Source organism: Asticcacaulis sp. SL142 (genome assembly GCF_026625745.1).
Classification (GTDB): Bacteria; Pseudomonadota; Alphaproteobacteria; order Caulobacterales; family Caulobacteraceae; genus Asticcacaulis.
The window spans coordinates 2,538,984-2,556,426 of sequence record NZ_CP113061.1; the positions used below are offsets into that span (position 1 = coordinate 2,538,984).

The window sequence follows — 17,443 nt, forward strand, 5'->3', positions numbered from 1 at the left end:
AAAGGTCATTACATGAGTGTACCGCATTAGGGAATTGGCCAATGGAATTAGAGTGCTTCAGGATGCAGGATCCCGCGCCGGAAATCGTGCCCGGACGGCCCGACCGCGCCTGGATGGATAGCTTTCAATCGCGCTTTCCTTACCGCTGCCTGCCGCTGACCATGGCCAATACGACGGGCTGGGAAATCCTGTGTCCGGTTGATTTCATGGCCGAATGGAACGGTGGTCCGCGCAACGAAGACCTGAAACTGACCCCGCTCGATCCCACCGACAGCCTTGGCCATTTCGTGCAGTCGCATTTTACGCACGGTATTTTGACCATGCACACGGGCTATTTGTTTCGCACGCCGCCGGGTTGGGCCGTGTGGTGTTCAGGCGCACCCAACCATGTCAAGGACGGGGTTCAGGCGCTGGAAGGCCTGATCGAGACCGACTGGTTGCCGTTTCCGTTTACGATGAACTGGATCATGACGCGGCCGGGTCGGGTCTATTTCAATAAGGGCGAGCCGTTTTGCTTTATCAATCTGGTTGAGCATCAAAAAATGGACACGGTGCAGCCGGTGCTGAAATATCTGGATGCCGATCCGGAGCTGCTCAAGCAATATCAGGTCTGGACCGAAAAGCGCACCGAGTTTAATGCCAAGCTGGAAGAACGCGATCCGGAGACGATGAAACAGGCCTGGCAGCGCTTTTACTTTAAGGGCGAAATTCCGGTCGAAGACGCTGATGCACCGGCAGAGCATATGGTGCGTCGCCGCTTGAAATCAGCGATTGAAGCCCCGCGGCCAATTAATAGAAAGCGTTGAAAATGCTTTTTATAGTCACGCCGACTGCTTTTGTTTTTGGTATTGTTGGCGCACTCATTTTCTTTCCTTGGAAAAATAAAGAAGCGCGTATCGGCCTTCCGAAATTACTTCTTTTGCTTATAGCTCCGTTTTTAGCTTTTCTTTGGGGGCGTCTATTTGGAGTGGAGCCAGGGACGCTTACAAATTCTCAGTGGATGTCAGATATTTTAATCGTTCTACCGATTGTAAGTATAATTCTTACAATTATAGTGGCTTACTACACCAAAGGAATGCGCGCATTTACAGCTATGTCAGGAATAGCGGTAACGGCTTTTACTATGTTTATGTGTTTGCTATCAGCAATGGCTGTTAGTGGTTCGTGGATATGATCTCAATTCCTCCTCCCTACGCAGTGGGGAGGTGCCGAGTTTACGAGGCGGAGGGGTATAGGTAAGCCGAGCGTACCCCTCCGTCACGTCGCTTTCGCTCCGTGCCACCTCCCCGCAAAGCAGGGAGGAGATTTAAGCAATCGCCGCTAAAATCTTTTGTGCCGCCTCAATCGGATCAGCGGCTGCGGTGATCGGGCGGCCGACCACAAGGTGAGACGCGCCGTCGCCTAGCGCCTGTTCCGGCGTGGCGATGCGCTGCTGGTCGTTGGCAGCGGCCCAGATCGGGCGCACACCGGGGGTCACAATCAGAAAATCTGCGGGCACGCGCGCGCGGATGATTTTGGCTTCCAAGGGCGAGGCGACCACGCCGTCCATGCCGCACTCCAGCGCCTGATCGACACGTTTCAGCACCAGATCGAGCGCTTTGTCCGTATACCCCATTTCCTTAAGATCGGCATCGGTTAGGGTGGTCATGACGGTGACGCCTAAAAGCTTGGTCTTGGACGACCCGCGCCCTTTGACGGCGGCACGCATCACTTGCGGCTCGGCATGAACGGTCAGGAAATCACAGGCCCCCAGTGAGGCGGCGCGCGCCGCCCCTTCGACCTGAGCGCCGATATCGTGCAGTTTCCAGTCCTGAAACACCATCTTGCCCTGATCGCGCAGTTCGTAGGCCAGTTTCAGACCGCCCTGCGCCATCAGGGTCAGGCCGATCTTGAAAAAGCTTACCTGATCGCCCAACCGTTTGGCCAGATCGCGGGCACCATCAAGGGTCGGTTCATCGAGAGCGACGATAAGACGCGGATCAGCCTTGATCATGGGGGAATCCTCAAAGTTTCTGCTGTAACCGAACGGTGGGATTTGATAGGGTCGCGAAATCCCTGCTTCGCCTTATCAAAATTCGGGTCACCCATGAACCTGGTTGAGTTTTACGTCAACTTTTTTATCACCCTGTTCGCCCTGCTTGACCCGATTGGCAATGTGCCGATTTTCGCGGCGGCGACGCGGTCGCACTCAAAATCGACGCGCAAGTGGCTGACCTTTTATATCGCGATATTTTCGGCGCTGTTTTTAAGCTTCTTTTTCTTTACAGGCCTGAAACTGCTGCAATTTTTCGGCATTTCTATGGATGCCTTCCGCATCGCGGGCGGCATTTTGCTGTTCCTGTTGGGCCTTGATATGACGCGCGGCGACTTTTTGGCCATGTTCGAAGAGGTCGAGCACGTCAATGAAAAGCCGGACGCAGACAAGCAGGTCAAAATCCTGACCGGGCGGGCGTCGGCCAATATCAGCTTTGAAAAGCTGGTGGTGCCGTTTGCAATACCCCTGCTGATCGGGCCGGGAGCCATTTCGACCGTTATCATTCAGGCCGGGGAAGCTCAAAAATATGGCTGGGCCGGGATGTTGGTCGGTCTGGGGGCAATTTTGTCGACGGCTGTGGCGATCTTTTTGACGTTCTTTTTTACAGGTACGATCTCAAAACTGCTGGGCCGGGTTGGCATGGTGGTGGTGATTCGTGTGCTGGGGCTGATCCTGTGTGCGCTGGCGATCCAGATCATTATCTCGTCCTTAAGCGTCATTACGCAGGACATCATCACGCCCGCCGCTGCCCACCCTTATGCGACGGCGCATGGGGCGTAAATTCAGAAACCTTTAGCGGTTGATCTTACGCAGGCGCTCGGAGGCCAACTCCAGCGTCCAGTCATCGGGCAGAACCTTGAGCACCGCCGCGGCAACCTTATTAGGGGCACCGGGCACGCACGCCGCACGATTGGCCTCAGCCGCCAGATAGCCTTCGCGCGCAACCTCGTCGGCCCCCATCCATACCCATTCCGGAAATGACTGCGACAGTTTTGAGCGCGTGCCGTTGACGTCATGGAACTCGGAGTAAGTCCAGCCGGGACACAGGGCCGAGACATGGACGCCGTGGTCGCGGGTTTCCAGATGCAGGCCTTGCGAAAACTTCAGCAGATAGGATTTGACCGGCCCGTACAGCGTATCGCCCGGCGATCCGGGCAGATAGGCTGCCAGAGACGCGACATTGATGATCCTACCAAACTTGCGCTCGATCATACCGGGCAGGACGCGGTGGGCCAGTTCGGTTGGCGCGTGCAGCAGAACCTGAAGAAAATGGCGGTGGCTGTCCCAGACATTGCCGACAAAGCCTTCAGGGACGCTATAGCCCGCATTATTGACCAGACCATCGACCTGACGGCCAAGGGCGGTTACGGCGGCCATCAGCTTTTCAGGGGTGGCCGGATCGGACAGGTCGCCCGGCACGGCAAAGGCTTCGACGCCAAAGCGCAGCTTAATCTCTTCGACCAGCTTTTCCAGCCGGTCAGCCCGCCTGCCGGTGACCACGACGTCCCAACCGTGTGAGGCGTAGACGCGGGCGAACGCCAGGCCGATACCGGCGGAAGCCCCTGTGATTAAAACCAGACGTCGTGACACGGATACCTCAGATATTATCAATCAGATCGGCCACGGTGATTTTGGCCAAAGCCCCGGACGCCGCACTATTGGCGACCTTCATGGCCTCATTGACCGCCTTGGGGATGGCTTGCCCGACGGGGCAGCCCTTGGCGCCGGGAGGGGCGCTGCCCAGATGCGCGCAGCCATGCACGGCGGACAGAACTTCATCCAGATGAATGGCATCGGCTTTTTTCAATAGCCATGCCCCGCCGGAGACCCCTGAACAGGTCGCAACCAGACCGGCCTTGGAAAGCTGGGTCGTCATGCGGCGGATGACCACCGGATTGGTCGGAATGGAGGCGGCCAGCACAGACGATGACACCGCCTGTTCGCGTGAATAGGCGCCTCTGTGAGCCAGATAAGCCAGCGTATGGGCGGCTACGGGAAATCTTTGACTGTCAGACATGATCAAAACATTGTTACGATAATTTTGGGCCGGTTCATAGTGAAAAGCAGGGAGAACGATTGAAACCATCTTAAAAAGGGCGTAATAGGCCCGCCGTTCAAACGAGGGTATTTACGTAGTGCGTGTGTGCGTAACGTAGTTTCCGCCCTCAGGAGAGTACACCATATGATCGGGGATACCCCAAAAGACGACGCCGCCTCCTCCGCGTCGCCAACACCCGGAGCTACTTCGGGCGAAACCGCTCCTCACACCGCTATATCTAAGGATGCTGCGGCCTCGAATAAAGAGGCGGCTGCAAAAACAGATTGCGGCGATGGCACCCCTGCGGGCGAGTCCGCTGCCTCTGGCCATAATGGCGGGCATGGTGGTGGCCACGGGGCTGCCAAAGGTGCCGGATTTCTGGCGCTTGCCATTGGCTCGGTCGGGGTTGTGTTCGGTGATATCGGTACGTCGCCGCTCTATGCCTTCAAGGAAGCGCTTCATGCGGCGTCCCATGACGGGGTAACCCGTTCTGAGATTTTAGGCGTGGTGTCGCTGGCCTTGTGGGCGCTAATCCTTGTCGTGACCGTCAAGTACGTCTTTTTCATCATGCGCGCCGACAACAAGGGCGAGGGCGGGGTGTTGTCGCTGATGGCGCTGGCCATGCGCGCGATGGGTAAGCGCACGCCGTTTATCTTTGTGTTGGGGGTGATCGGGGCGGCGCTATTTTACGGCGATGCGGTCATTACGCCCGCCATTTCGGTTCTGTCGGCGGTTGAAGGCTTGCGCACCATTCCGGGCCTTGAAGACTCAATCAGCACCCAGATGGTGATGCTGATTGCTATTATCATGCTGCTGGGGCTGTTCTTTATCCAGAGCCACGGCACGGAAAAAGTCGGGCGGTTCTTTGGGCCGATCTGTATGGTCTGGTTTGCGGTCATGGCCGCACTCGGTGTCGGTCAGCTCATTACCCATCCCGATATTATGCTGGCGATCAGCCCCCATTATGCTGTGACATTTCTGGCTGAGCACGGTCTGGCGGGCTTTATTGTGCTGGGGGCGGTGTTCCTGACCGTGACGGGGGCCGAGGCCCTGACGGCCGATATGGGCCATTTCGGACGCTGGCCCATTCAGGCGGCGTGGCTGTTTTTTGTGCTGCCGTGTCTGGCGATCAACTATCTGGGCCAAGGCGCTTTGGCGCTGTCGATGCTCGATCTATCGATCGAAAGTGGCGCACCGTTTCAGGAGCTGAACTGGTTCTTTGAGATGGCCCCGCTGGCGCTCAGGTTGCCGCTGGTGCTGCTGGCCGGGGCGGCGACCTTTATTGCCTCTCAGGCGGTGATTACCGGCGCGTTTTCCCTGACGCAGCAGGCGATCCAGCTTGGTCTCCTGCCGCGTCTGGATGTCCTGCGCACGTCGGAGACCCAATCGGGTCAGATTTTCGTGCCGCAGATCAATTCCATGCTGCTGATCGGGGTGTTGGTGGTCATGCTGAGCTTTCAGACCTCTTCGGCTCTGGCCCATGCCTACGGCTTGGCGGTGACCGGGACTATGGTGGTCACCACCGCTATGGCAGCCATTGTGATGCGTCAGATGTGGAAGTGGCGCTGGGCGCAGGTGCTGGCCTTTGTCATTCCTTTCATGATCCTTGATCTGGCGTTCCTGACGGCCAATGCCTTGCGCTTCTTTACCGGCGGCTGGCTGCCGATCCTGATTGCTACGGCCCTGTTTATTGTCATGGCAACCTGGGTGCGCGGTACTCAGATCCTGACCGAAAAGACCCGCCGCGATAGTGTGGGTCTCAATGATCTGGTCGACATGATGCAGGCCCGCCCGCCTCACCGGGCATCAGGCACGGCGATTTTCCTGACTTCAGACCCTGATGTGGCGCCGGTCGCCCTGATGCACAATCTTAAGCACAATAAGGTTCTGCATGAGAAAAACGTCATCCTGACCGTCAAGACCGCCAACACCCCGCGCGTCGCCCCCGAAGACCGGGTGACGATTGAAATCATCAATGCCGATTTCAAAAAAGTGGTGATTGCCTACGGCTTTATGGAAAGCCCGAACCTGCCCAAGGCGCTGGGTTTGTGCCGCAAACAGGGTCTGAAGTTCGACATCATGTCGACCTCGTTCTTCTTAGGACGCCGCTCGGTGGTGCCTTCGGCCAATTCCGGTATGCCGCTGTGGCAGGATAAGCTCTATATCTTCCTGATGAAAAACGCCGCCAATCCGACCGAATATTTCCATATTCCGCCGGGACGGGTGGTCGAGCTTGGAACGCAAGTGACGGTTTGATCGCACAAAAGTCCTTCGCTACGCTCAGTGTACTTTTGAGCGGGTCAATACTGTGAAAAACACCCTTGGGGCGGCCCAACGGGTGTTTTTCAGTTTTTATGAAGGCGATTGTTTGATACCTTAAGTCTCAACAACTTCGGGGGGGCAAATGATGCGTTATATTACTGGTTTGTTGTTGAGCTTTTTCGCTGTCTCAGAGGCGCAAAGCGCCAGCCTTAAACTGGAGCCGATCACAACTGAGGACAGTTGTGAATGTGACTGTTTTGTCGGCCTGTCACGCGCATCGGATAAGGCGGACAAAGAGGGATTCAAACCCACACTTGTTGAGTTCACCAGCAAAGCGACGCTGCGTCTTAATGGTAAGGCTGTGATTTTAAATCGAACAGAAACCAAGACCGCTACGGGCTGGTATGTCTATGAGGATGCAAGAACCAAAACTCGTCTTGAGCCCATAGTGCTCACCACCGGCAAGAATAAGTATGGTCAAGAGCTTTATTCTGGAAAAATCCGGGTTTCGCAAAATGCGCAAAGCGTAATTGTCGACGTGACCGGGGTCGATTATTGCAACTAGTGACGATGATCTTTAGCGGATGCGTCTGCATTAATCCTTGCATCGCGACCCCTGTGGCCTTAAACGCGCGGACATAGTTTGTCCCCTCTTGTTAAGGCGGTTTTGCCCCATGACCTCGGCCCATAAACCCTCAGTGAAAAAAGTCGTCCTTGCCTATTCCGGCGGTCTGGATACCTCGATCATTCTGAAGTGGCTGCAAACCGAATATGGTGCTGAGGTCGTGACCTTTACCGCCGATCTGGGGCAGGGCGAAGAGCTGGAGCCCGCCCGCAAAAAGGCCGAACTGCTCGGCATCAAGCCGGAAAACATCTATATCGAAGACCTGCGCGAAGAATTTGTGCGCGATTACGTCTTCCCGATGTTCCGCGCCAACACGGTCTATGAAGGCCAGTACCTACTCGGTACCTCGATCGCCCGTCCTCTGATTGCCAAGAAGCAGATCGAAATCGCTCGCAAGGTTGGCGCGGATGCCGTCTGTCATGGCGCGACCGGCAAAGGCAACGATCAGGTGCGGTTTGAACTCGGCTATTATGGCCTTGAGCCGGACATCAATGTGATTGCGCCCTGGCGTGAGTGGGAGTTTGCATCACGCGAATCCCTGCTGGCTTTTGCCGAACAGCACCAGATCCCCATCGCCAAGGATAAGCGCGGTGATGCGCCGTTCTCGGTCGACGCCAACCTGCTGCACTCGTCATCCGAGGGCAAGGTGCTGGAAGACCCGGCGGTCGAAGCCCCCGAATTTGTCTATCAGCGCACCATTTCGCCGGAAGCCGCGCCCGACACCCCGACCGTCTTCACTATCGACTTTGAGCGCGGTGATCCGGTGGCCGTTGATGGTGTGGCTTTGTCGCCCGCAGCCCTTTTGACCAAGCTCAATCAACTCGGCCACGACAATGGCGTCGGTCGTCTTGATCTGGTCGAAAACCGCTTTGTGGGCATGAAGTCGCGCGGCGTCTATGAGACTCCGGGCGGTACGATCCTGCTGGCCGCGCACCGCGGGATCGAGTCGATCACGCTCGATCGCGGGGCTATGCACCTGAAAGACGAGCTGATGCCGAAATATGCCAGCATCATCTATAACGGCTTCTGGTTCTCGCCGGAGCGTGAAATGCTGCAGGCCGCGATTGACTACTCTCAGGCCAAGGTAACCGGTCGCGTGACGGTCAAGCTCTATAAGGGCAATGTCACGATCACCGGCCGCGAAAGCCCTTACAGCCTCTACGATCAGGATTTGGTCACCTTCGAAGAGGGCAAGGTTGCCTATGATCACCGTGACGCGGCAGGCTTTATCAAGCTTAATGCGCTGCGTCTGCGGGTGGCGGCTAAGCGCGACCAGAGGGGATAAGTTTGGGGGTCTGGGGCTTGTGGCCCCAGCCTTTATCCTTCAATAGAAAAGCCCGGCCATGAGGTCGGGCTTTTCTATTGAACAGTAACTGCGGGGTCTCAGACCCCGCGCCCCATAAACTCAGCGCCCTCATGACCCTGCCCGTCGATCCGTCCAAGTTTTCTGCCTTTCTGGTCGCCATGTTCGTGATGGCGATCGCGCCTGGCCCCGCTAACCTGTTTGCCATAGCTACCGGTCGGTCAGGTAAGCCCGCCCACGTCTTTTCCGCCATAGCCGGATTGAATGCCGCCACCCTGATCTGGTTTATCGCCGCGGCCTTTGGGCTTCATCTGCTGATACTCGCCGTGCCGATGGTGTTTCAGGTCATCGCGGTTCTGGGTGCGCTCTATCTCGGCTGGATCGGGTTTAATACCTTCAAAGGCGGGCTCAATCTGGCCGGGGAAACGGTGGCTCTGCCCACAGCCGTTGCCTCAGATAGCCTGTGGCTGACGTTTAAACGCGGCTTTGGGGTGCAGATACTCAATCCAAAAGTTACCCTGTTTTTCAGCGCCGTCTTGCCGCCGTTTGTCGATATCACCCGGCCCATGCCTGCCCAGATGAGTGTTTTTGCCGCCACGACCATCGGCATGGATATGATTTCCATGACCGCCTATGGCCTTGGGGCGGTGGGGCTGGCGAAAGTGCTCAATGATCCGCACAATAAGCAAAAGTTCGATCTGCTGGTCGGCGTGCTGCTGATGGGGATTGCCGCCATGATCTTTTACCATGCGGCTCACGAGCTACTGATGATGCGGCCTTTATAAGTGACCTATTAAAGCCACATTGACGTATAAGCTTTGGGGGAGATAGTATAACCGCATACAGCGGGGGAATTTGACATGAAACCAATGCGTAAAATTTTACTGGCTCTTACAAGTGTTGCGGCCCTGACGCTCGCGGCCTGTGCGACGCCGACACCTTATCAGCCAGCCGACCCGAAATCGTCGGCCAGCTTTGCCCGTGGCTATCAGGAGCAGCGGATTGAGAGCAATCGTTACCGCCTGAGCTTCTCCGGCAATACCTCAACCCCGCGTGAGACGGTTGAAGACTATATGCTGTTCCGCGCGGCGGAGCTGACGCTGGAAAACGGCTATGACTGGTTTACGCTGGCCCACCGCAATACCGAAGAGAACAAGACCTATCGCACCACGGTCAGCCGCGATCCGTTCTACAGCCCGTTTTATGGATCTTTGTCGTGGCGCTATTATCAGCGCAACCGCTGGAGCCGTTGGGGCTTTGGCTACAGCGCCTTTGATGAGGTCGATACCCAGGAATTCCGCCGCTACGAAGCCAATGCCGAGGTTATCTTCGGTAAGGGTCCGAAGCCCGCCAATGACGCCATGGCCTTTGATGCCCGCGAAGTGAAGCAAAACCTTGAACCGCGTATTGTACGTCCGGCGGCTAAGTAATTATGAGGGATTTCGCAGGGGACTTGTCCCCTGCACCCCGATACTCAAAACTAATGACGGGTTCGCTCCAAGTGCAGGGTCTGTGACCCTGCTAAAAATCCGTGACTATGCCTTTGCGTTCCCAGTCGCCGTAGCGGGTGGGTTCTAAGCCTGCGGGGCCGCCCTCTTCGATCGCTTTTTGCCGGGCCTGTTCGGCGGCATCAGCCTGTGCGCGGCGCTCAGCGGCCTCGGCCAGAGCGCGCTGCGCTTGTGGCGTTAAAGCCTTAGCGGGCAAAGGTTCCGGCGTTTCGGATGCGGTGTCAGGTTTATCGCTGGCCATAGGGCGTGATCCTCTTGAAATCGCGGGGGGTCATCGCAATATCTAAACCTGAACCCCCATTCTCACAAGGAGATACCACCCGATGAACCCGTTTAAGACCTTTATGCTTCTGGCAGGGATGACCGCCGTGTTCGGCGTGATCGGCCTGACCTTGGCGGGGCCTACGGGGATGCTGATCGCTTTGGGCTTAGCGCTGGCGCTCAACATTTTCGCCTACTGGAATTCGGATAAGATGGTGCTTAAGGCCTACCGCGCCGAAGAGGTCGGGCCGAATGCGCCGTCATCGCTGGTGCGCAACTATTATGACGATATTGTGGAATTGGCTAAGCGGGCCAATCTGCCGATGCCCAAGGTTTACATCATCCAGAACGATCAGCCTAATGCCTTTGCGACGGGTCGCAATCCTGAAAATGCGGCGGTGGCGGCGACGACCGGTCTGCTGCAAATTCTGGATCGCGATGAAATCCGCGGTGTGATGGCCCACGAACTGGCCCACGTTAAAAACCGCGACACCCTGATCATGACGGTGACCGCGACCCTGGCCGGTGCGATTTCATCGCTGGCCAATTTCGCTATGTTCTTTGGCGGTGGTCAGGACGAAGATCGCCCCAATATCGTCGTCGTGCTGCTGATGGCGGTTCTGGCGCCGATTGCGGCCATGATCGTGCAGATGGCGATTTCGCGAACGCGTGAATATGACGCCGACCGTATGGGTGCCGAAATCTGCGGTGACCCGGAAAGTCTGGCGCGGGCCTTGAAGAAAATCGAAGCCTATGCGCGCGGGATCGTCAATCATCAGGCCGAGCACAATCCAGCTTCGGCGCATATGTTCATCATCAACCCGCTGTCGGGGCAGCGCATGGACAATCTGTTTTCGACCCACCCCAATACCGATAACCGGGTCAAGGCGCTATTTGAACTGGCCGGTCGCATGGGGGCCAGCCGTAAGCCGCAGGGCTATACCAGCGTGCCAACGGTTTAGTCGGGCGGTTTAATTGTTTTTGCAAGGTTGATGTGGAGCCGTCCTTTCCTGTAAAGGACGGCTTTATTATTCTCAGGATCTTCTTTTATGTCAAAACCGCGTTCTGCCCCGAAATCGGGTGGCAAACCTAATCCCCGTATTTCGGATGATGCTGAAACGCTGGATAACGATATCGGTTTGCGGGCGCGGATTGCCGCTCTTGACCTGATCGCGGCCGCACAAACCAAGCGCAACGGGTTTGATGAGGCCGGATCGTCGGCAGAATTTATGGCTTTGAGCGAATCCGAGCGCGCCTTTGCCCGCGCTCTGGCCTTGCTGGTACTGCGCCGGTTGGGTCAGCTTGATTTTATTATTGCCAAGAAAACCCAGAAAATGCCACCCGATGCGCCCAAGGCCCTATTGCGTATCGGCATGGCGCAGATTTTCTTCATGCAGGTGCCGGATTTCGCCGCCGTATCAACCACGGTCAAACTGGCCGAGCGCAATAACAATACCCGCCCGTTTAAGGGCCTGATCAACGCGATCCTGCGCGGTCTGATCCGTGAGGGTGGCCTTAAGGATGTCAATCCGCAACGGCTGGTGCCCGACTGGCTGTGGCAGCGCTGGAAGGCAACCTACGGCGAAGAATCTGCGGGCGGCATCGCTATGGCCCTGACCGAAGAACCGGCGACCGACCTGACCTTCCGCGATGTGGACGCACTTAAGGCCCACACGGAGGCGCTGGAGGGCGAAGCCATTGGCGGACTGACCCTGCGCTCCAACCTGCGTGGCGATGTGCGCACCTGGTCGGGTTATGACGACGGCGTGTGGTGGGTGCAGGATGCGGCGGCGGCGATCCCGGTCGCCTTGCTGGGTGATCTGACCGGAAAAACCGCCATCGACATCTGCGCCGCACCGGGCGGCAAGACCCTGCAACTGCTGGCCAAGGGGGCGCAGGTCGTGGCGCTGGATCGCTCCAAAAACCGACTGAAGCGCGTTGAGGAAAACCTGACCCGCCTGAAGTTCAGCGCTGAAACCCACTGCGTCGACGCGGAAAGCTTTGACGATGATCGGCAATTCGATGTGGTGCTGCTGGATGCGCCCTGTTCGGCCACGGGTACGTTCCGCCGTCAGCCCGATGTGCTATGGGCGGCCAAGCCCTCAGAAGTCTCAAAGCTGGCTGACGTTCAGCACCGGATGCTGGATGCGGTGGCTACGCGCGTTAAACCGGGCGGCAGTCTGGTCTATGCGACCTGCTCGCTGGAACGCGAAGAGGGGGAGACTCAAATTCTGGCTTTCCTGCGTCGTCACAAAGACTTTACTACCGCCGCCGTTGATACCGCTTTTGCTCAGGACCAATTGGGCTTAGATGCCCGCGATGTGACGCCGGAGGGCTGGTTACGGTTGCTACCCCATCATCGCAAAGGCGGGCAGGACGGATTCTTTGTCGCGCATCTGAAAAGAGTGTGATGATATCCGCACTATTAGTCTTTCATTTACCATCTGCCGCCCACTGTCTTTAACCTGATACCATCTGAGACCGTCATGACCACACCCCTCATTTGCCCGTCGATCCTTGCGTCTGATTTTGCCAAACTGGGCGAAGAAGTGCGCGCTATTACCGAAGCGGGCGCGGACTGGGTGCATATCGATGTCATGGACGGCCATTTTGTGCCCAATATCACCATCGGGCCGGATGTGGTGAAGGCTCTGCGTCCCCACTCACATCTGCCGTTCGATGTGCATCTGATGATCGCACCGGTCGATCCGTATCTTGAGGCCTTTCGCGCCGCCGGTGCCGACATCATGAGCGTGCACCCGGAATCCGGCGCGCACCTGCACCGCACCCTGCGCCAGATTCGCACTTTGGGCGCCAAGGCCGGTGTCGTGCTTAATCCGGCCACCCCGATCGAGGGGCTGGAATGGATCATGGATGACCTTGATCTTATCCTCGTCATGAGCGTCAATCCGGGTTTTGGCGGTCAGAGCTTTATCGACGATCAATTGCGTAAGATTGAGACGATCCGCACAAAGCTTGACCGCGTCGGCCACCCGGCGATCCTGCAGGTCGATGGCGGCGTCAACGATAAGAATTACCACAAATGTATTGCCGCCGGGGCCACAGCCATGGTCGCGGGTACGGCTGTATTTAAGGGCGGCCCAATGATGTATGCCACGAACATCAAGACCCTGAAAGGCCTTTAAGCCGCCTATGCTGAATTACGAGTCGTCCAGCCCTGTAAGCCAGCAATCCGGTGCCCGCGTGCCGTGGTTGGCCGTGGTCAAGGCCTTTGCCTTAAAGCAGATCGGCGCCGAAGTGTTTGGTATGCCGGGCTATCGCTTTACGCTGGGCGGTGCCGCTGTGGACGGGTTTCAGGCCGCTCCTCATGAGGTGAGACCGGCCTCAAGCCAGATCGGCAAAGCCATTCTATCCGGGCGCTATGCCTTTGCGGGCGCGCGCATGAGCGTGCAGGGGTCCGGCGATCCTTGGAACCGGCCCAGCCCCAATCGCGGCTTTGCGCTGGAGCTGCACCGCTTTTCGTGGCTGATGCATCTGATGACGCAGGGCGACGCCGGGGCGAAGGAAGGGCTGCGGCTCTATATGCTGTGGCATAAGACCTTTCGCACCTGGACGCCATTTGTGTGGGGTCAGGAAATTCTGGCGCGCCGTCTGATTAATGTCAGCGTGTTTGCGCGTAAAATTGCGACCTTTGCCAGCGAGGAAGAGGCTGGCGTTATGGCTCAGTCTCTGGTGCAGCAGGCGCGTCATCTGCTGCGGCTGCCGCGCAACCTGTCGTGGTTTGCGCAAAAGGCGGTGGCGCTGGTGCTGGTTGGCTGCGTGCTGGGCGGCAAGGCCGGTGATAATCTGCGCAAGACCGGCTTACGGCTGCTGCCCAAGGCGTTGAAGCGCACCGTCCTGCCGGATGGGTGCCATGCGTCGCGCAATCCGGAGCAGGGCTTAAACCTGCTCTATGATCTGCTGCTGCTCGAAGATGCCCTGTCGCAACGCGGCCTGCCTCTGCCGGAGTACCTGGCCGACTATATCGAAAAACTGACGCGGGCCGTACGCACGCTTACCCACCCGGACGGATCGCTGTGTGCGTTTCAGGGCTCAGAGTCCTTGCCCGCAGAGCAGGTGACACCGGCTCTGGTGCATGAGGATAACCGCCCCAATGCGCAGGCGCGGGTCGCCACATTCCTTGAGCATGGCCGTTATCACCGGCTGAATGGGCGATCCTTGCTGGTATTTGCTGATGCCGGTGAGCCTAAGTCGGGGCTGCTGGGCTATGGCGCCTGCGATCATCCGCTGACGTTCGAGGTATCGGGCGGGTTTGATAAGCTGATTATCGGGCCGGGCTGGTCGCCGCCGCAGTCTGAGCGCCAGGAATTTCGGGTCGCGGGGGCTGCCAATACGGTCACCATCGGCGAAAGCGCCATCCTCAATCCGATCAGCGGCAAGTTTGCTGAACTGCTGGGCTTTACGCTGGAGGGCTTACGTTACCGCGTGCGCAGTCGCCGGGTGGAATCCGATGAGTCCGGCGCCCTGCTTGAGATGGAACACGAAGGCTGGCGGCCGAAATACGGCCTGAAACATGAGCGACGGCTGTTTGTTGATCCGCATAAGGACGAATTGCGCGGCGAAGACCGCTTGGTGCCGGTCGAGGCCAAGCCTGACCTGCCCATGGCAGCACCCTTCACGATCCGGTTCCTGCTGCACCCTGATGTGCAGGTGTCGTTGTCGCGTGACCGTAAAAGTGTTTTGTTGCGCGGTTTAAGTGGGCGCGGCTGGACACTGCGCCATGATGCCAAAGAGGTTACCATAGAGCATGGCAACCTGTTTGAAAAAGGCCAGTTGCGTAAAACCTCGACCGTGGCGCTTAGGGGCGTGTGCAGACTTGACGGCCCGACGCGCGTTCGCTGGAAACTAGCACCCGCCGATTAAAGCGTTGCAGTGGTCTGCGAAAACCTCATCAATCTGCGATACGCTGCTCACGTACTTAAGTACGCTGCGCTGCGTTTCTCGATCGCTAAGGCTTCTCGACTCACTGGAACGCTTTAATCGGATTGAATGGTAGGTGAAGGTTTAGCTCTAACTAACGGGTCAAGGGCCTGTGGCCCTTGTTGTCATCCGGGTGTTTGTATTGTAAACCGCGCGCAATTCCTCCCCCCACATATGGATGCCCCATGCCTGCCGCGCCTGATTTTCCCCCTGCACCCGATTTCGCCAAACCCGTCCGCGCCCTGATTTCCCTGTCCGATAAGACCGGACTGATTGAGGCGGCTAAGGCCCTGCATGCGGCGGGGGTTGAGATCATCTCGACCGGCGGGACACGGGCGGCGATTGGCGCGGCGGGTGTCCCGGTCAAGGACGTGGCCGATCTGACGCAATTTCCGGAAATGATGGATGGCCGCGTTAAGACCCTGCATCCGAAAGTGCACGGCGGGCTGCTGGCCTACCGTGACGCACCCGAACACGCCAAGGCCTTGACCGACCATGATATTGCGCCGATCGATATCGTCTGGATCGACCTTTATCCGTTTGAAGCCACCATCGCGGCCGGTGGCGCGTTCGAGGCGGCGATTGAAAACATCGATATCGGCGGCCCGGCCATGATCCGCTCATCCGCCAAGAACCATGGTTATGTGGCGGTGTGCGTCGATAAGGCGGGCGTTGATCAGGTGTTGGCCGCCATAGCTGAGACCGGCGGCACTACCTTGGCGCTCCGCAAATCGCTGGCGGCCAAGGCCTTTGCCCGCACCGCGGCTTACGACAGCGCGGTCTCGACCTGGTTTGCGGCGCAACTGAACGATGCGGCCCCTGAGCGCCTGACCATCGGGGCGGCGCGCATCCAGACCATGCGTTACGGCGAAAACCCACACCAGAGCGCGGCCTTTTACAAGACCGGTGAGAACCGTCCGGGTGTGGCGACGGCCCGTCAGCTACAGGGCAAAGAACTGAGCTACAACAATGTCGCGGATACCGATGCGGCGATTGAACTGGTGGCTGAGTTTGATCCGGCGACACACGCCGCCTGCGTCATCGTCAAGCATGCCAATCCATGCGGTGTGGCGGTCGGTGAGGATCTGATCAGCGCCTATCAGCGCGCGCTGGAGTGCGATCCGGTGTCGGCCTTTGGCGGGATTGTGGCCCTCAGCCGTCGCCTGGATCGCAAGACCGCCGAAAAGATCGTCGAGGTCTTTACCGAAGTGGTCGTCGCCCCCGAAGTTGATGACGATGTGATTGAAGTGTTTGCGGCTAAGAAAAACCTGCGTTTGCTGGTCACGGGTTCGTTGCCTGATCCGCTGGCGGGCGGTAATGTGTTCCGCTCGGTCGCTGGTGGCCTTTTGATCCAGTCGCGCGACACGGCCCGCATCACCCCGTCGGATCTGAAAATCGTCACCAAGCGCCAGCCGACACCGACCGAAATTCAGGACATGCTGTTTGCCTTTACCGTCGCCAAGCACGTCAAATCCAATGCCGTGGTCTTTGCCAAGGATGGTCGCACGGCGGGGATAGGTGCCGGTCAGATGAACCGGCGCGATTCCACCCGCATTGCCTCCTTGCGCGCCAAAGAAGCGGCGGAGGGATTGGGTTTGACCGACTCGTTGGCTAAGGGTTCGGCCTGTGCGTCGGAAGCCTTCTTTCCGTTTCCGGACGGTTTGCTTGAGGCGGCAGCAGCAGGGGCCACGGCGGTTATTCAGCCGGGTGGGTCGATCAAGGATGCTGATGTCATTGCCGCCGCCGATGATGCGGGCCTGACCATGGCCTTTACCGGCATCCGCGTGTTTAGACATTAAATAGAAAGGGCGGGATTAATTCCCGCCCTTTTACGTTTTACGGAGCTTTGATCTCACCAGAGAACGAGCCCTTGAAGGCCATAACCTCAAGTGGCTGGCGACCGGACGGGGCTTCCCGTGCTTGCAAACCTTCGGGCAGGGTGGCCGGATCGCCCTGATAACCGACGGCAATGGCCATGATTAGTTTGAGATTATCCGGCAGGTTCAGGGCCGTGGTCGCCTTATCAAACTCAACCCCGCCCATACCGTGGGTGATCAGGCCCATGCTGTGGGCCTGAAGCGCCAGCGACATCCACGCCGCTCCGGCATCAAAGGCGTGGGTGGCGACGGGGCGTTCACCGTCAAAGGTGGTCACGGCGGCGGTAAAGATCAAAGCGGCGGCAGATTTGGCCCAGCCCTGATTGAACGGCACCAAAAGTTCAACCATCTGATCAAATTCCGGCGTGTCTTTGAGGGCATAGATAAACCGCCATGGTTGCAGGTTTGACGCTGACGGTGCCCAGCGCGCGGCCTCAAGCAGGGTCAGAATATCAGAGTCAGTCACGGCCTTTTCCGAAAACGCACGCGGCGACCAACGCTCAGTGAACATAGGCAGGATCGAGTGTTGGGGGGTTCTGGGTGTGGTCATTTAGGCGCGTCCGATTGACAGATATGGGTAGGCAGGCACTATG

18 protein-coding genes are annotated in these 17,443 nt (G+C 57.8%); 13 read left to right on the forward strand and 5 right to left on the reverse strand.

Going from position 1 to position 17,443, the window contains the following annotated elements; all coding sequences use genetic code 11:
• The first annotated feature begins 41 nt into the window (after positions 1 to 41).
• Both OVA03_RS11545 and OVA03_RS11550 read left to right on the forward strand, forming a co-directional pair.
• Complete coding sequence (locus tag OVA03_RS11545; RefSeq protein ID WP_267524731.1) at positions 42 to 806, forward strand: DUF6065 family protein; 765 nt, start codon at positions 42 to 44, stop codon at positions 804 to 806.
• Positions 807 to 808: 2 nt separating this feature from the next.
• Positions 809 to 1,174, forward strand: coding sequence for a hypothetical protein (locus tag OVA03_RS11550; RefSeq protein WP_267524732.1), 366 nt, complete (start codon positions 809 to 811; stop codon positions 1,172 to 1,174).
• 132 nt (positions 1,175 to 1,306) lie between these two features.
• Here OVA03_RS11550 and pyrF read toward each other — a convergent pair whose 3' ends face one another.
• Positions 1,307 to 1,990 (reverse strand): orotidine-5'-phosphate decarboxylase, encoded by a 684-nt coding sequence (gene pyrF, locus OVA03_RS11555; RefSeq protein WP_267527720.1) that lies wholly within the window; start codon positions 1,988 to 1,990, stop codon positions 1,307 to 1,309.
• Between the two features lie 96 nt (positions 1,991 to 2,086).
• On the opposite strand from pyrF, the gene OVA03_RS11560 reads away from it, so the two are divergent.
• The gene (locus tag OVA03_RS11560; protein ID WP_267524734.1) at positions 2,087 to 2,815 is read left to right on the forward strand and encodes a MarC family protein; all 729 of its coding nucleotides are present in this window, start codon (positions 2,087 to 2,089) and stop codon (positions 2,813 to 2,815) included.
• Positions 2,816 to 2,827: 12 nt separating this feature from the next.
• Here the strand turns inward: OVA03_RS11560 and OVA03_RS11565 are convergent, their stop codons facing one another.
• Entirely contained in the window at positions 2,828 to 3,625 is a 798-nt protein-coding gene (locus OVA03_RS11565) for an SDR family NAD(P)-dependent oxidoreductase (protein ID WP_267524736.1), read from the reverse strand.
• Positions 3,626 to 3,632: 7 nt separating this feature from the next.
• Positions 3,633 to 4,052, reverse strand: coding sequence for an Rrf2 family transcriptional regulator (locus OVA03_RS11570; RefSeq protein WP_267524738.1), 420 nt, complete (start codon positions 4,050 to 4,052; stop codon positions 3,633 to 3,635).
• A gap of 165 nt (positions 4,053 to 4,217) precedes the next feature.
• Between OVA03_RS11570 and OVA03_RS11575 the strand changes: the two genes are divergently transcribed.
• From OVA03_RS11575 to OVA03_RS11595, 5 genes are all read left to right on the forward strand, one after another.
• The gene (locus OVA03_RS11575; protein WP_267524740.1) at positions 4,218 to 6,329 is read left to right on the forward strand and encodes a potassium transporter Kup; all 2,112 of its coding nucleotides are present in this window, start codon (positions 4,218 to 4,220) and stop codon (positions 6,327 to 6,329) included.
• A gap of 148 nt (positions 6,330 to 6,477) precedes the next feature.
• Positions 6,478 to 6,900: a hypothetical protein gene (locus OVA03_RS11580; RefSeq protein ID WP_267524742.1), complete on the forward strand. Its 423-nt coding sequence runs from the start codon at positions 6,478 to 6,480 to the stop codon at positions 6,898 to 6,900.
• A 109-nt stretch (positions 6,901 to 7,009) separates the two neighbouring features.
• Positions 7,010 to 8,245 carry an argininosuccinate synthase gene (locus tag OVA03_RS11585; RefSeq protein ID WP_267524744.1) on the forward strand — a complete coding sequence of 412 codons (1,236 nt, stop codon included), beginning with the start codon at positions 7,010 to 7,012 and terminating at the stop codon, positions 8,243 to 8,245.
• A 131-nt stretch (positions 8,246 to 8,376) separates the two neighbouring features.
• Positions 8,377 to 9,048 (forward strand): LysE family translocator, encoded by a 672-nt coding sequence (locus OVA03_RS11590; protein WP_267524747.1) that lies wholly within the window; start codon positions 8,377 to 8,379, stop codon positions 9,046 to 9,048.
• Between the two features lie 75 nt (positions 9,049 to 9,123).
• Complete coding sequence (locus OVA03_RS11595; protein WP_267524749.1) at positions 9,124 to 9,693, forward strand: CC0125/CC1285 family lipoprotein; 570 nt, start codon at positions 9,124 to 9,126, stop codon at positions 9,691 to 9,693.
• Positions 9,694 to 9,784: 91 nt separating this feature from the next.
• On the opposite strand, the gene OVA03_RS11600 is transcribed toward OVA03_RS11595, so the two are convergent.
• Positions 9,785 to 10,012 carry a DUF1674 domain-containing protein gene (locus OVA03_RS11600; RefSeq protein ID WP_267524750.1) on the reverse strand — a complete coding sequence of 76 codons (228 nt, stop codon included), beginning with the start codon at positions 10,010 to 10,012 and terminating at the stop codon, positions 9,785 to 9,787.
• 82 nt (positions 10,013 to 10,094) lie between these two features.
• On the opposite strand from OVA03_RS11600, the gene htpX reads away from it, so the two are divergent.
• The 5 genes from htpX to purH all read left to right on the forward strand — a co-directional run bounded on the left by htpX (position 10,095) and on the right by purH (position 16,772).
• On the forward strand, positions 10,095 to 10,994 hold the full coding sequence (htpX, locus tag OVA03_RS11605; RefSeq protein WP_267524751.1) for a zinc metalloprotease HtpX: 900 nt from the start codon (positions 10,095 to 10,097) through the stop codon (positions 10,992 to 10,994).
• 87 nt (positions 10,995 to 11,081) lie between these two features.
• On the forward strand, positions 11,082 to 12,443 hold the full coding sequence (locus OVA03_RS11610; RefSeq protein ID WP_267524753.1) for an RsmB/NOP family class I SAM-dependent RNA methyltransferase: 1,362 nt from the start codon (positions 11,082 to 11,084) through the stop codon (positions 12,441 to 12,443).
• A 75-nt stretch (positions 12,444 to 12,518) separates the two neighbouring features.
• Positions 12,519 to 13,178 carry a ribulose-phosphate 3-epimerase gene (rpe, locus tag OVA03_RS11615; protein WP_267524755.1) on the forward strand — a complete coding sequence of 220 codons (660 nt, stop codon included), beginning with the start codon at positions 12,519 to 12,521 and terminating at the stop codon, positions 13,176 to 13,178.
• A 7-nt stretch (positions 13,179 to 13,185) separates the two neighbouring features.
• Positions 13,186 to 14,916: a heparinase II/III family protein gene (locus tag OVA03_RS11620; RefSeq protein WP_267524757.1), complete on the forward strand. Its 1,731-nt coding sequence runs from the start codon at positions 13,186 to 13,188 to the stop codon at positions 14,914 to 14,916.
• Between the two features lie 242 nt (positions 14,917 to 15,158).
• Positions 15,159 to 16,772: a bifunctional phosphoribosylaminoimidazolecarboxamide formyltransferase/IMP cyclohydrolase gene (gene purH / locus OVA03_RS11625; RefSeq protein ID WP_267524759.1), complete on the forward strand. Its 1,614-nt coding sequence runs from the start codon at positions 15,159 to 15,161 to the stop codon at positions 16,770 to 16,772.
• Between the two features lie 37 nt (positions 16,773 to 16,809).
• Here purH and OVA03_RS11630 read toward each other — a convergent pair whose 3' ends face one another.
• Positions 16,810 to 17,400 carry a nitroreductase family protein gene (locus OVA03_RS11630; protein ID WP_267524761.1) on the reverse strand — a complete coding sequence of 197 codons (591 nt, stop codon included), beginning with the start codon at positions 17,398 to 17,400 and terminating at the stop codon, positions 16,810 to 16,812.
• Positions 17,401 to 17,443 lie beyond the last annotated feature (43 nt).